Here is a 13742-nt window from a genome sequence, read left to right as displayed (position 1 = left end):
GGAAAAATGCATGAGCGGGTTCGGAAAAGGCTGTCACCTCCATCTTATTGATGGATCGGCGTTTATCTTTCGCGCGTACCATGCGCTGCCCCCCTTAACCCGCAAATCGGACGGACTTCCTGTTGGTGCCGTCAGTGGATTTGTGAACATGCTCCAACGCTATGTCGAGGGGAATTCTGGCCCAGATGCGGCCACCCACGTCGCCGTAATCTTTGACTATTCTGGAAAAACCTTCCGCAATGATCTCTACGACAAATACAAGGCTAACCGTCCGCCCGCACCCGAAGACCTGATCCCGCAGTTTCCTCTGACCCGCGAAGCGACACGTGCGTTCAACATCGCCTGCCACGAAATCGAAGGTTACGAGGCCGACGATATCATCGCCACGCTGTCCTGTCAGGCGCGTGATCTGGGTGGCCGCGTCACCATCGTGTCCTCGGACAAGGACCTCATGCAGTTGGTCGGCGGCGGCGTCGAAATGCTCGACCCGATGAAGAACAAACGCATCGACAGCGACGGCGTGGTCGAGAAATTCGGCGTCGGCCCAGAGCGCGTCGTCGATGTGCAGGCGCTCGCGGGCGATAGCGTTGATAACGTGCCGGGTGCACCGGGGATCGGTCTGAAAACCGCAGCCCTTTTGATCAACGAATTTGGTGATCTGGAGACCCTTTTGGACCGCGCGGGCGAGATCAAACAGCCGAAACGCCGCGAGACCCTGATCGACAACCGCGCGCAGATCGAACTGTCCAAACAACTGGTGCAGTTGGACTGCAACACGCCCTTAGATTTCAGTATCGACGATCTGGAAATCCGCGATCCCGAGGCTGATAAACTCTTGGCCTTCCTCTCTGCGATGGAGTTCCGCACCGTGTCAAAACGGATCGCGGATAAGATGGGCGTCGATAGCCCCGTGATCCCTGACACCACGCCAGAAGGCGCTGACCCAATCGCGGCGGACATGCCAGCGCAGCTGCCCTTTGATCATGAGAAATATGAATGTGTTCGCGACGCAGAGGCTCTCAAGGCGTGGGTCGCCCGCGCCTATGATCGCGGCTACATCGCCTTTGATACAGAGACGACCGGCCTCGATGAGATGGTCGTGGACCTCGTTGGCGTGTCGCTCTGCGTCACGGCGGGCGAGGCCTGTTATATTCCTCTCACTCATAAATCCTCTGTGGCGGACGACCTCTTCGGGGGGGCTGAACTGGCCGAGGGCCAGATGAATTTGGACGAGGCCATCGCGATCCTCAAACCGATGCTAGAGGACCCGTCGATCCTCAAAATCGGTCAGAACATCAAATACGATGCCAAAATCCTGAGCCGCTACGGTGTGCAGGTCGCGCCCATCGACGACACGATGTTGATGTCTTATGCGTTGAACGCTGGCCTGCATGGTCACGGTATGGATGCCCTGTCCGAACGCTACCTGTCCCACAACCCGATCGAGATCAAATCGCTCTTGGGCTCGGGCAAATCCATGATCACCTTTGATCGGGTGCCCGTCGATGACGCGGTGAAATACGCAGCCGAGGACGCCGATATCACCCTGCGCCTCTGGCAATTGTTCAAACCGCAACTGACCCAGAAAAAAGTCACAACGGTCTACGAGACGTTAGAGCGCCCACTGGTCCCCGTTCTCGCACGGATGGAACAGGCTGGCGTAAAGGTCGACCGCGATACCCTGTCCCGTATGTCCAACGCCTTTGCCCAGAAAATGGCAGCACTAGAGGACGAGATTAAGACCACAGCGGGGATGGAGTTTAACGTCGGCTCCCCCAAACAATTGGGCGAAGTGCTCTTTGATCACCTTGGCCTTCCGGGTGGGAAAAAGGGTAAAACGGGCGCCTATGCGACAGGTGCGGACATCCTCGAAGACCTCGCCACGGAGCACGAATTGCCGCGATTGGTACTCGACTGGCGTCAGCTGTCGAAACTGAAATCGACCTACACGGACGCCCTGCAAAACCACATCAACGCGGATACGGGGCGCGTGCACACATCCTACCTGCAAACGGGCGCGAACACGGGGCGTCTGGCCTCGACCGATCCGAACCTGCAAAACATTCCCGTCCGCAGCGAAGAAGGCCGCCGCATCCGCGAAGCCTTTGTCGCCGAAGAGGGCAAGGTCATCGTTTCACTCGACTATAGCCAGATCGAACTGCGCATTCTGGCGCATGTGGCAGGGATCGAGACCCTGAAACAAGCCTTCCGAGACGGCCACGACATCCACGCGATGACAGCGTCCGAGATGTTCGATGTGCCACTGGATCAGATGACCTCGGACATCCGCCGTCAGGCCAAGGCGATCAACTTTGGTGTGATCTACGGCATCTCGGGCTTTGGCCTCGCCCGCAACCTGCGCATTCCGCGGGCCGAGGCGCAGGGGTTCATCGACCGCTATTTTGAACGCTTCCCCGGCATCCGCTCCTATATGGATGACACCGTCGCCTTTGCCAAAGAGCACAGCTATGTTGAGACGCTCTTTGGTCGCAAAATCCACACGCCAGAGATCAACGCTAAAGGCCCGACCGCTGGCTTTGCCAAACGTGCCGCCATCAACGCCCCGATCCAAGGTACCGCCGCCGATGTGATCCGCCGCGCTATGGTGCGGATGGATGACGCTATCGCCGATCTGCCAGCAAAGATGCTCCTTCAGGTGCACGACGAACTCATCTTTGAGGTCGAAAATGGGTCCGAGGAGGCTCTGATCGAACGGGCTCGCGAGGTGATGGAAAACGCGGCTGATCCTGCGGTGAAGCTCGACGTTAAACTTAGCGTCGATGCGGGCGTTGGCGCGAATTGGGCCGAGGCGCACTAGGGGGGGGCTCTGCCCCCGCGCGTTCCGCGCTCCCCCGGGGATATTTCAGGCACAAAGGCACGAAAAAGCCCGACGAGAGGGTTTCTCTGGTCGGGCTTCGGCTTGCGCCTTCGTGCACGGTCATCGGCGTCCCCGCCTGTACCGCAGGCTCACTCTGACAGGGAAAAGTTAACAATGCCTTTGTGCCGCAAATATCCTCGGGGGTGAATTGGCCCCAAAGGGGACAAGAGGGGGCAGACTGCCCCCTCCCTTTACCTTGGTTTAATTCACAGCCTTCGTTTCAATGACATCGGCCTCATACGCAGGCGATTTGCTAATCTCGATACGGCGCGGTTTGAGAGCTTCAGGCACTTCGCGCACGAGGTCAACGTGGAGCATACCGTTCTCATGGCTCGCACCCGTCACACGGACATGGTCGGCGAGGTGGAAGCGGCGGTCAAAGGCGCGGGTGGCGATGCCACGGTGCAGATAAGCGCGTTCACCTTCTTCTTCAGGTTTGCGGCCCGATACCAGAAGGGCGTTTTCACGCAGCTCTACGGTCAAATCTTCGTCGGAAAATCCAGCAACAGCGAGCGAGATGCGCCATGCTTGTTCGCCAGTTTTTTCGATATTGTATGGGGGGTAGCTGGTTTGTGTTGCCTCGGTCGACATGACGCGATCCATCAGATCAGCGATTTGGTCGAAACCGACGGTGGCACGATACAGGGGGGCTAGGTCAAAACTACGCATGGGTTATCCTCCATTGAGCGATACCAAAATTGCGCCTTCCCATAGGGGACAGGCCGTGAAACAGGACCCATTGTGGCGTCCTGTTCATTTGATTTGGGGATGCGATTTTACGATTTCAAGCCCGTCAGGGGCGGATGAATTTCGCGCCCGTATCGCCGCGTTGTCCGGGCATGATCGCGCGGGGCAGGATCGATTGCGCGCCCATATCGTAATAGGCTATCAGTTCGGACAAGGGTTGATCGAGCGACGCGCCGAGGGACACAGGTGTTCCGTCCAGATTGGTCATCGCAGAGACAACCGATACGATTTCGGCCACGCCATTTCTAACCCTGAACACGGGCGATCCTGAGGCGCCAAAGTTCACGTCGCAGGTCATGACGACAACGCCGTTCTGGCGGCCCAGAACATCGCAAATTTCTTGGAGCGAGGGGGCATCCTCACGTCCACGGGCATAGGACACGACGCCAACTTGATCGCCTGCGCGTGGCGTGGCGGCGATGGGGTAGGGGAAAATGCGGGTGGTTCGGATCGGTTGGTCGAGTTCCAAGAGAGCCAGATCGCGGGCCACTTCTTCGCCTGTTGTGCCGACGCCAAAGCGGTAGTTGGGGTGGGCGACGACGCGGCGAACGTTGCGGTAGGCTTCGGCCCGACCTTCGCGCAGTCCCGCGCCAAAGCTGAAACGGCCAGCCTCAATCGGGCGGCCATCGCGGTCATAGACACAATGGGCGGCGGTGAGGATGAGGTCATCACGGATCAGGGCAGCTGTGCAGAACCCTTTGCCCGAGATGTCGAGGCGACCTACGGCCTCCCATCCACGGCCATCGTTCGAGGTCGAGAGGGTCACAAGCCGACCGTCCTGCGCAGCGACCGAAGTCGCGCCCAGCATCAGAGTGATGAGTAAGACGATCAAACGCATTGTGGTTCCCTAGTTCGCCACCCTTTTGCCAGAGCCATGCGGCAGCATTATGGCAGCTATCTCTATGTTATAGCCTCTGGCAAGAAATCACAGGCGCGCATAGTCTGCCCTCATGACTTTGATTGATCACCTGACACTGCTGACGCTTGGCGACGGGCTAGCCGCTGCCTTTATTCTATTGGCTTGGGCCACTGTGGGATGGGTGATCGAACATCCGCCTGCGGGTCGTCCGTCGGTGTCCACCTTGATGGTGTCCTACCGCATGGATTGGATGCAAGCGTTCGAGGCCCGCGACAATCGTATCTTTGACGCACAGATCATGGGCACGTTGCGGCAGGGCACGTCGTTCTTTGCCTCGACCTCGATCTTGGCGATCGGCGGTGTCTTGGCGCTGATTGGGAATACGGATCAATTGCGCGGCGTGGCGCAAGAGTTCGCCAATGCCGACGCGCCTGAATTCATTTGGCAGCTTAAACTCGTGCTTGTCGGGTTCTTTTTAACCTTTGCGTTCCTAAAATTCGTCTGGGCCCACCGTTTGTTTGGATATTGCGCCGTCGTCATGGGGGCCGTTGGCCGCGCAGGCGAAGAGCGCGGCACGCGGCTTTGGAAACAAGCGGGAGAGTTAAACATCCGCGCGTCCCTGAATTTCACCCGTGGCCTGCGGGCGATGTATTTCGCGCTGGGGGCATTGGGGTGGCTGGTTGGGCCGATTGCCTTGGCCGTGACCACAGTAGGCATCACGTATCTTTTGTGGAGCCGTGAATTTAGTTCAGCTCCGCGTGAAATTCTGCTGGAAAAGAAGGGCGATTAACGCCGCCCTTCACGCAGCCACGCGGCAAGGATCAAAAGCGCCGCTAGCATCAGGAATAACCACGCTGGGACGAGCGGAAAGACCGCGACCTCAGCCGTGCGATAGGCCCCGCGTGGTGTGATGCCGATCCAACCGTTGCCCGCCGCCACACGACCAGCCCGCACAGGGCGAACGTCGAATGTGCCATCCTCCATCCGCAGGGTGCCGCCGCCTGTGGCCTCGATCAAGGGGGCGATAACGGTGTTGGTCGCGATGGTTTCTTCGAACTCTTTGGGGGCGGCAGGTCCAGCGGCGATGACTGTTTCCTGATCGCCCTCGCGGATGCGATAGAGCCCCATGTCGACCGCATCAAAGCTGGTTTCAAACCGACCTGGGGCCGTCTGGGTGAGGTCCATCTGTACCTCAGTTCCATCGGGCGCGATAACCGTTGCACTGCCGACCGTATCGCCCAAGGTGCGCCGAATGATGCGGATCGATTGACCTGTGACCTCAGCCCAAAGCGCTTCTTCTTCGAGCTCGGGTTCCTTCATCATCCAGTGTGCCAGACGGCGCAGTAGCTCGAGCTGCGGACCACCGCCCTCAACACCGCGATCCCAGAGCCACGATTGATCCGACGTTAGCAAGGCAACACGCCCATCGCCCACACGGTTCAACACCAAAAGCGGGCGATCATCGGGGCCTGTCATGACAACCTCGGCGTCACGCGTGGGCACGACATCCATCAGCCTAAACCAACGGCCCCAACCCGCCGATCCATCCTCGCGGCGGTCGGTGTAATCCTCTAGCCCTTCGGTCACAGGGTGCCGTTGGCCAAGGTCGGACACGGTGGGAACAAAGCCCTCTTCGATCACGCGGGCGGTTGGTGCGCCGGGGATCACATCGCCCAAGGCGCTGCGGTAGATGCTATCCGCCGTCCCGAACTCTGGCCCAGAGGACACCAAAAGCGCGCCGCCCTGTTCCACGTAGTTCGCGATGTTCTCATAGTAGGCGTTCGGCAAAATCCCGCGCCGCCGATAGCGGTCAAAGATGATCAGGTCGAAATCGTTGATCTTTTCGAGGAACAACTCGCGGGTCGGGAAGGCGATCAGCGATAGCTCGTCCACCGGCACGCCGTCTTGTTTTTCGGGCGGACGCAGAATGGTGAAATGGACCAGATCCACGGCGCTGTCGGACTTCAACAGATTGCGCCATGTCCGTTCGCCCGCATGGGGTTCGCCAGAGACCAGCAAAACGCGCAACCGATCCCGCACGCCGTTGATCTGCACCACGGCGGCGTTGTTGCGGTCGGTCAGTTCGGTCGGATCGGCGGTGGTCGCGAATTGTAGAACGTTCATTCCGCCATGCGGTAGGGTGATCGGCAGGTCGATATCTTGGCCCAATGGCACGTCAAACCGCATCGGTACGCCGCCATCAATCGCGATGGTCAGTGGCGCGAGGCCACCATTGGTCGGTGCGTTGCCCTGATCCTCGATCCGTAGGGTGAGCGAGACAGGCTCGCCGATGATGGCAAAGGCAGGCGCGTTGCGCACGATCAGGCGGCGGTCCCAATCGGTGGCCTTGCCTGATTGCAACAAATGCACAGGCGCAGGCACGGTGGGCATACGGTCCATGTCGTGGATACGTCCGTCAGACAGCACGACAACGCCCGCAATCCGCCCCGATGGTTCCTCGGCCAAGGCTTCGGTCAGGGCGGTCATGGCACGGGTGCCTGCGTCGCCTGTCCCGTCAGGCACGGTGATTTCACGCAGTTCGGTATTGGCAAAGCCCGCCACCTCGCGCCGCAAATTCGCCAGCGCATCGGCGGTTTGGCTGGAGCGATCGCTGACGGATTGGCTCGCGCTGTCGTCGATCACCGCGATCACGATGTCAGAGAGAGCCTCGCGGTTTTCGCGTTGCAGGGCAGGGTTTGCCAAAGCGACCAGCAACGCTACCGCCGCGAAACCACGCAGCCACCAGCCCCGCAATCCGCGCCAGAGCGACAGACCGATCACCGCCGCGCTAAGCGCTGCAATCGCCCAGATGAACGGCCAGCCGATCAGCGGATCAAACACAACACCCGTCATTGCCCCAACCTATCGAGTAGCGCAGGCACGTGGACCTGATCCGATTTATAATTGCCCGTAAGCACATGCATCACGAGGTTCACCCCGAACCGATAGGCGATCTCGCGTTGGCGTTCGCCTGCCATACCGCGCCCAACAGGGAGCAGGCGGCGCCCCGCCTCATCCATCGCCCAAGCCGACGCCCAGTCATTGCCGCCGATCACCACGGGCGTCACCCCATCGTTGAGGTTGCGGAACGGCATCCCGTCGATCTGTTCCGCGTCAGGCGGTGAGGCTTCGACCCAAACCTCGGGCGAATTGTAGCGACCGGGGAAATCTTGGAGCAGGTAGAAGGTCCGCGTCAGGACGTGGTCTTCGGGGATCGGTTCAATGGGCGGAATGTCGAGCCCTGCCGCAATAGCCTGCAGTTTGCGCGCCTCAGGGGTGGAGGTGCCATATTGCGCCACATCGCCGTCACGCGTGTCAAAGAGGATCATCCCGCCGCTGCGCAAGTAACGGTTCAGCTTCGCATAGGCTTCGCGGCTGGGCATCGGTTGGTTGGGGGTGATCGGCCAGTAGAGCAGCGGGAAGAACGACAGTTCATCCATCTCGATATTTACGCCAATCGGGTTTGCGGGTTCAATCGACGTCCGCCGATAGAGCGTATCCGACAACCCATAGAGCCCCGCGTAAGAGATATCATCAATCGCCTGATCACCCGTGATGACATAGGCCAACACCACGTCCGAGGTCGCCGAAATAGCAAAGCTGTCGTCCTGTGCCATGCCGTCCCGTGGCATCAGGCCCAGTGCGATCAAACCGACCATCACCGCCCGTGCGCCGCGCAGTCGGCCCGAGAGGGACAGTGACGCAATGATATCCGCCATCAAAACGAGCAGCGCGGCAAAGAGCAATGCCCCTTTAAGCGGAGTCGTCGTCGCGTCGCGTGCGCCCTCAACCGTGATGCCAGCGGGCCATGTTGCGGGGGCAATTGTGCTGTCCGTGGTCAGCACATTCACGGCCAATGCGCGATCCTCTCCGCTATACAAACCGGGGTGAAGGTCAGCTCCAACGGTGCCTTCGGCAATGCGTTCGCCGCTCACACCCGCGAGCGTTCCCGCGTCCCGCAACGTGCCTGCAGCGTCCAGAACCCGCTCTGGCATCCATGTGGTGCCTGCGAGGTCGTCCAATGTCGGTTGCGATGGGCGCGTCGATACGGCGAGCCGTTCGAGCATCTGAACAAAGAGGCCAGAGAGCGGCAGGTTCGACCATTCCGCATTTGCGGTGACGTGGAACAGAACGATCTGTCCCGCCCCTAATTCCGTCCGCGTCACGAGAGGCGTGCCGTCAGTCAGTTGCGCAATCACACGCTCTGCAAGGGTGGGATCGGGTTGGGCCACGACCTGCGATGTCACCTCCACATCATCAGGCACATTGAGCCCCGCGAAAGGCGAAGTCGCCGCAAAAGTATCGAGCGTTTTGGGTGCACCCCAGCTCATCGTGCCGCCGACGCTGCGGCCACCCGACCGCAGACGGACAGGCATCAGTGGGTCATCCTCTAGCCGCGATAGCTCCGCCGCCGCCATCCGTGGCCCTGCGAACCGCACCAACAGCCCGCCGTTTTCGACCCATGCGGTGATCGCCTCGGATTCGAGCGGGGACAACGTCGCCACATCGGCGAGGATGATCACGTCAGGATTGGCGGGGATCACATCGCTGAGCGGCAGTTCGAGGAGGTCCGCATTTTCCGCCAGCGCTTCGCGGAGGTAATGGAGGGGGGACAGCAGTTCCAATCCCTCGCGCCATGCCCCGCCAGAAATCAGCGCCACCTCGCGCCGTTTCAAGCTGTCGTCGGTCAGCGTCACTGCGCCCGCTGTGGATTGGCCGATCAGTTCAAACCGCGTCACCCGATTGCGCAACTCTGGCGGCAGGTCAAAGGTAACGGAGGCCTCAATTGCTTCAGCCGTAAAGGTCACTGCTTGGGTGGCGAGCTGGCGTTCAATGCCCGATGGGTCGAGGCCGATTGCGGCCACCGATAGCTCAACCTCAACTCCCGAGATGCTACGCAGGGCGGTCAGCGTGACTTTCCCATCCGCGAATTCGGCGGGGCGCAGTGCATAGACAGGACGCGCGGTTTCGAACACGCGCAGATCGCCGTGAGATTGGAATGCGGTGATAAGATCAGCCCGCGTGTCGCGGTCCAGCCCATCAGACAGCCAGTAGGTGTCGAACGATCCCTCAAGCCCCGCGATCCATGCTTTGAGGTCGTCTGCAGCTGGTTCCCACGGGTTTGCCGTCAGCCCCGCGACCGTTCGCCCAACGGCGTCCGCTGATTGAAACGTAACGCCATCGGCAGGCAAATCGGTCAGGGAAACAACAGCGACCGTGCGCCCTTGCCGTCCTGCAGTCGCCACCATCGCGTCGATGCGGTCTAGCCGCGTCGCCCAATCCCGCGCACTGGCCCATGTGCCATCGGTTACGATCAACAGTGGGCCAGCGCCGCCCTCTGTTTGCTGTGGGTTCAACACTGGACCCGCAAAGCCAATGATCATCGCCGCAACAGCCAAAGACCGCAAAAGCAACAGCCACCACGGTGTACGATCCGTCTGAACCTCATTGTCAGACAGCCCGAGGAGGAGCGCCACACCAGGAAAGCGGCGGCGGATCGGGGCAGGGGGTACAGCGCGGAGCACGATCCACAAGATCGGCAGAGCGACCAGCGCGATCAAAAGCCAAGGGGCTGCGAAACCTATGGGGCCGAGTTGGAACATCGTTATTTCCGCTCCATCGCGCCGTAGAGCCACAATAGGGCCGAGGCCGCGCTTTGCCCTGTGTGATGCGTGTGAAACTGCCACCCCGCTACGCGTGCGAGATGCGCCAGTCGATCTTTACGTTCGGCGAGCCGTTCGAGGTAGCGATCCTTTAGATCGCCCGCTTTTTGCGTCTCATGGGTTAGGCTACCGCCCATCGACTGAAACACCGTCCGCCCATCAAAGGGAAAGGCCTCTTCGTGCGGGTCGAGCACCTGTAGGATCGCGCCGCCGATACCACGATCCGCAGCGCGCAACATCGCGTCCTCAACGCCCGCGATGTCCCCCATAAAGTCAGAGACAAAGAGGGCGCGGGAATGGGGCAACATCCCGTCGGTGTCAGGGCTACCGTAATCATCGGTCGATTGTTCCGCCAATAGCTCTGCCAGATGGAGCGCCTGCGCTTCACCACGTTTCGGCGGGAGCCGTAGCCCCGTAAGGCCCACCCGTTCGCCACCCCGCAACAGTAGGATAGCGAGCGACAGAGCCAGTACACTTGCGCGGTGGCCTTTTGTCTCTTCGCCCGAGGTGAACGACATGGACGCCGCGCGATCGACCCAGAGGATCACCGACTGCGCGATCTGCCATTCCTTGTCTTGAATAAACGCCGTGTCGGATCTTGCGGACCGCCGCCAGTCAATCAGACGCGCCTCATCGTGGGGCTGCGCTGGGCGGTATTGCCAGAACGTATCGCCTAGACCTGCGCGCCGCCGACCGTGATCGCCTAGAATAACCGTGGTCGCCAAATGCTCTGCCTGCGCGAGAAGCGCAGGAAGCGGGGCCGCTAAACGCTCTGCCCCAGCACGCAAGGCAAGGGCATCACTCACGCGGCGGCCTCAACCTTGGTGATTTGGGCGGAAACGGTGTCGATGATGGATGTGAGGCTCTCACCCCGTGCCCGTGCCGCGAAGGATAATGCCATACGGTGCGACAGCACAGGGGCAGCGAGCACACGCACATCTTCGGGCGAAGGGGCGAGCCGCCCGTTCATCAACGCCTCAGCCCGTGCGCAGAGCATCAGCGCCTGCGCCGCACGCGGACCCGGACCCCAGGCCACGTTTTGGCGGATTACTTCGGGCGCATCCGGGTCAGGGCGGCAAGCCCGCACCAGATCGAGGATCATTTCAACGATGTTTTCGCCCACAGGCATCCGACGTAGCAACGCTTGGGCTGCGATCAGTTCATCTGCGGTAAAGACGGCGTGGGCTGTATCTTCGGTCGCGCCTGTGGTTGCCAAGAGGATTTCGCGTTCCACATCACGGGTCGGGTAGGGCACGTCGATCTGCAACAGAAAACGGTCGAGCTGCGCTTCGGGCAGGGGGTATGTCCCCTCTTGTTCCAACGGGTTCTGGGTTGCCAGAACATGGAACGGTTTCCCCAAGGGGCGATGTTGCCCTGCAATCGTCACCTCGCGTTCCTGCATCGCTTGCAAGAGCGCGGATTGGGTGCGCGGCGAGGCGCGGTTGATCTCGTCCGCCATAAGAAGTTGGCAGAACACAGGGCCCTCAACAAACCGAAACGCCCGTGTGCCATCCGCCGCTGTTTCCAGCACCTCGGAGCCGAGGATATCCGCTGGCATCAGGTCAGGCGTAAACTGCACACGGTTCGCATCCAGCCCCATCACAGTGCCGAGCGTATTCACCAGCCGCGTTTTGCCAAGCCCAGGAAGACCGACCAACAATGCATGCCCGCCAGAAACCAGCGCCGCCAAGGTCAGGTCCACAACCCGCTTTTGTCCGATGAATTGTTTGGCGATACTATCCCGCGCCAGAACGAGCTTTTCGCCCAATGCTTCGATTTCGACGACAAGATCGGCGGGTGCTGCCATGACAATGCTCCTCGGTCACACTATGTTCCTAAAGAACCAGATATCACCCCTGATCCCAATGGGAAAAACATGACTGCACAAAAGAATGTTACCCCGTCGGCGGAAAGTCTCGCTTCTGCTGCGAAAGCTGCCTCAAAAAAGGGCCCGACGCCCGTTGACAAATGGAATCCACCGTTTTGCGGTGACATCGACATGCGGATCGCGCGCGACGGGACGTGGTTCTATCTGGGCACGCCGATTGGCCGTAAGCCGCTGGTCAAACTGTTCTCCTCCATCATTCGCAAGGACGGGGATGATTATTTCCTCGTCACGCCCGTCGAAAAGGTCGGGATCATTGTCGATGACGCGCCCTTTGTGGCGATTGATTTTGAGGTGACAGAGGACGGGCTAGAGTTTGTGACCAATGTCGATGACGTTGTAACCGCTGGCCCCGACCATCCGATCCGCGTTGAACGTGACCCCGAAACGGGCGAGCCGTCCCCCTATGTGCTGATCCGACGTAACCTTTGGGCGCTGATTGACCGCAAGTCGTTTTACCGCCTTGTCGATCTGGGCGAGGTCGAGGGCGATATGTTCGGCGTTCGCTCGATGGAGACTTTCTTTGGAATCATCCCCGCCGCCGAGCTGGAATAGCCGAGGTCGCAGTTCAGAGAACGAATGTCGCTTATGATAAACAGCCGTAAACATCAGGAAATTTTGGACCGTTAGCGGTGTCCTAAATGACGTTTCAGGCTGGAAAATGACGTTTCGCGCACCTTTGCGAAACGCGTTTGGGGTGTATCACCGCACTAAATCCAACGCGGAGTCCTCCATGTCCAAATACGCCCTCACAGTGACTTGCCAATCCACCCGTGGCATCGTTGCAGCTATCGCAAACTACATGGCCGATACTGGCTGTAACATTACTGACGCATCGCAGTTCGACGACGCTGGCACGGGTCAGTTCTTCATGCGCGTCAGCTTCACTTCGGAAAAGGGCATGTCGCTTGCCGATCTGAACGCTGGCATGGCCGCGACGGCTGAGAAGTTCGGCATGGACTACGCGTTCCATGACGAATCCGTCAAAATGAAAGTCGTGATCATGGTGTCCCGCTTTGGTCACTGTCTGAACGACCTTCTTTACCGTTGGAAAATCGGTGCGCTGCCGATCGACATCGTTGCAGTGATCTCGAACCACATGGACTACCAGAAGGTCGTCGTGAACCACGACCTGCCGTTCCACTGCATCAAAGTGACCAAAGAGAACAAACCGCAGGCAGAAGCCGCGATCATGCAGGTTGTCGAAGACACCGAAGCAGAGCTGATCGTTCTGGCTCGCTACATGCAGGTTCTCTCGGATGACCTCTGCACAAAGATGTCCGGCAAGATCATCAACATCCACCACTCGTTCCTGCCGTCCTTCAAAGGCGCGAACCCCTACAAACAAGCCTACGAGCGCGGCGTTAAGCTGATCGGTGCAACTGCACACTACGTGACCGCTGACCTCGACGAAGGCCCGATCATCGAACAGGACATCGTTCGCATCACTCACGCTCAGTCGGCTTCTGACTATGTATCGCTCGGCCGCGACGTAGAGAGCCAGTGCCTGTCCCGCGCTATCCACGCGCACGTTCAGCACCGCGTTTTCCTCAACGGCAACAAGACCGTCGTATTCCCCGCCTCCCCGGGTGCATATGTATCGGAGCGTATGGGCTAATCTCCCACTTCCATATTCTCCCTCGGTGGGCGGCCTTCGGGTCGCCCTTTTCTTTTTCTGCTTAGGCGTGCAAAGATGCTGACAGTACGCTG

General features: G+C 59.8%; 10 protein-coding genes. 4 read left to right on the top strand and 6 right to left on the bottom strand.

Going from position 1 to position 13742, the window contains the following annotated elements; translation table 11 throughout:
* Positions 1–10: 10 nt before the first annotated feature.
* Positions 11–2818: a DNA polymerase I gene (polA, locus tag AC07ED_RS10255; RefSeq protein WP_105235699.1), complete on the top strand. Its 2808-nt coding sequence runs from the start codon at positions 11–13 to the stop codon at positions 2816–2818.
* A 261-nt stretch (positions 2819–3079) separates the two neighbouring features.
* Here polA and AC07ED_RS10250 read toward each other — a convergent pair whose 3' ends face one another.
* Together AC07ED_RS10250 and AC07ED_RS10245 are read right to left on the bottom strand one after the other, a co-directional pair.
* The gene (locus AC07ED_RS10250; RefSeq protein ID WP_105235698.1) at positions 3080–3547 is read right to left on the bottom strand and encodes an Hsp20 family protein; all 468 of its coding nucleotides are present in this window, start codon (positions 3545–3547) and stop codon (positions 3080–3082) included.
* A gap of 124 nt (positions 3548–3671) precedes the next feature.
* The gene (locus AC07ED_RS10245) at positions 3672–4463 is read right to left on the bottom strand and encodes a trypsin-like serine peptidase (RefSeq protein ID WP_105235697.1); all 792 of its coding nucleotides are present in this window, start codon (positions 4461–4463) and stop codon (positions 3672–3674) included.
* A 112-nt stretch (positions 4464–4575) separates the two neighbouring features.
* Here AC07ED_RS10245 and AC07ED_RS10240 point away from each other — a divergent pair, with 112 nt between their 5' ends.
* A complete protein-coding gene (locus AC07ED_RS10240) occupies positions 4576–5274 on the top strand; it encodes a DUF599 domain-containing protein (protein WP_105235696.1) in 699 nt (232 codons plus the stop codon).
* Here the strand turns inward: AC07ED_RS10240 and AC07ED_RS10235 are convergent.
* From AC07ED_RS10235 to AC07ED_RS10220, 4 genes are read right to left on the bottom strand one after another with little or no spacing between them, the layout of a single operon-like run.
* Positions 5271–7337 carry a hypothetical protein gene (locus AC07ED_RS10235; RefSeq protein ID WP_105235695.1) on the bottom strand — a complete coding sequence of 689 codons (2067 nt, stop codon included), beginning with the start codon at positions 7335–7337 and terminating at the stop codon, positions 5271–5273. The two genes, AC07ED_RS10240 and AC07ED_RS10235, sit on opposite strands and share 4 nt — an antisense overlap.
* Positions 7334–10087, bottom strand: a complete 2754-nt coding sequence (locus AC07ED_RS10230; RefSeq protein ID WP_105235694.1) for a DUF4159 domain-containing protein — start codon at positions 10085–10087, stop codon at positions 7334–7336. Before AC07ED_RS10230 ends, AC07ED_RS10235 begins: the two co-directional genes overlap by 4 nt.
* A 2-nt stretch (positions 10088–10089) precedes the next feature.
* Positions 10090–10953 carry a DUF58 domain-containing protein gene (locus tag AC07ED_RS10225; RefSeq protein WP_105235693.1) on the bottom strand — a complete coding sequence of 288 codons (864 nt, stop codon included), beginning with the start codon at positions 10951–10953 and terminating at the stop codon, positions 10090–10092.
* A complete protein-coding gene (locus tag AC07ED_RS10220; protein ID WP_105235692.1) occupies positions 10950–11954 on the bottom strand; it encodes an AAA family ATPase in 1005 nt (334 codons plus the stop codon). The genes AC07ED_RS10225 and AC07ED_RS10220 overlap by 4 nt, the downstream gene beginning before the upstream one ends.
* 69 nt (positions 11955–12023) lie before the next feature.
* Between AC07ED_RS10220 and AC07ED_RS10215 the strand changes: the two genes are divergently transcribed.
* A complete protein-coding gene (locus tag AC07ED_RS10215) occupies positions 12024–12587 on the top strand; it encodes a DUF1285 domain-containing protein (RefSeq protein ID WP_105235691.1) in 564 nt (187 codons plus the stop codon).
* 178 nt (positions 12588–12765) lie between these two features.
* Positions 12766–13650, top strand: coding sequence for a formyltetrahydrofolate deformylase (gene purU, locus AC07ED_RS10210; protein WP_105235690.1), 885 nt, complete (start codon positions 12766–12768; stop codon positions 13648–13650).
* The last annotated feature ends 92 nt before the right edge of the window (positions 13651–13742 follow it).

Source organism: Aestuarium zhoushanense, from assembly GCF_056431045.1.
The sequence above is the reverse complement of the archived record's forward strand: the minus strand, read 5'-3'. Positions and strand labels throughout refer to the sequence as shown.

Coding starts and splice junctions, on each gene's coding strand:
- AC07ED_RS10235 (WP_105235695.1), bottom strand. CDS start 7,337: ATGACGGGTGTTGTGTTTGATCCGCTGATCGGCTGGCCGTTCATCTGG.
- AC07ED_RS10215 (WP_105235691.1), top strand. CDS start 12,024: ATGACTGCACAAAAGAATGTTACCCCGTCGGCGGAAAGTCTCGCTTCT.
- purU (WP_105235690.1), top strand. CDS start 12,766: ATGTCCAAATACGCCCTCACAGTGACTTGCCAATCCACCCGTGGCATC.
- AC07ED_RS10240 (WP_105235696.1), top strand. CDS start 4,576: ATGACTTTGATTGATCACCTGACACTGCTGACGCTTGGCGACGGGCTA.
- AC07ED_RS10230 (WP_105235694.1), bottom strand. CDS start 10,087: ATGTTCCAACTCGGCCCCATAGGTTTCGCAGCCCCTTGGCTTTTGATC.
- AC07ED_RS10220 (WP_105235692.1), bottom strand. CDS start 11,954: ATGGCAGCACCCGCCGATCTTGTCGTCGAAATCGAAGCATTGGGCGAA.
- AC07ED_RS10250 (WP_105235698.1), bottom strand. CDS start 3,547: ATGCGTAGTTTTGACCTAGCCCCCCTGTATCGTGCCACCGTCGGTTTC.
- AC07ED_RS10245 (WP_105235697.1), bottom strand. CDS start 4,463: ATGCGTTTGATCGTCTTACTCATCACTCTGATGCTGGGCGCGACTTCG.
- polA (WP_105235699.1), top strand. CDS start 11: ATGAGCGGGTTCGGAAAAGGCTGTCACCTCCATCTTATTGATGGATCG.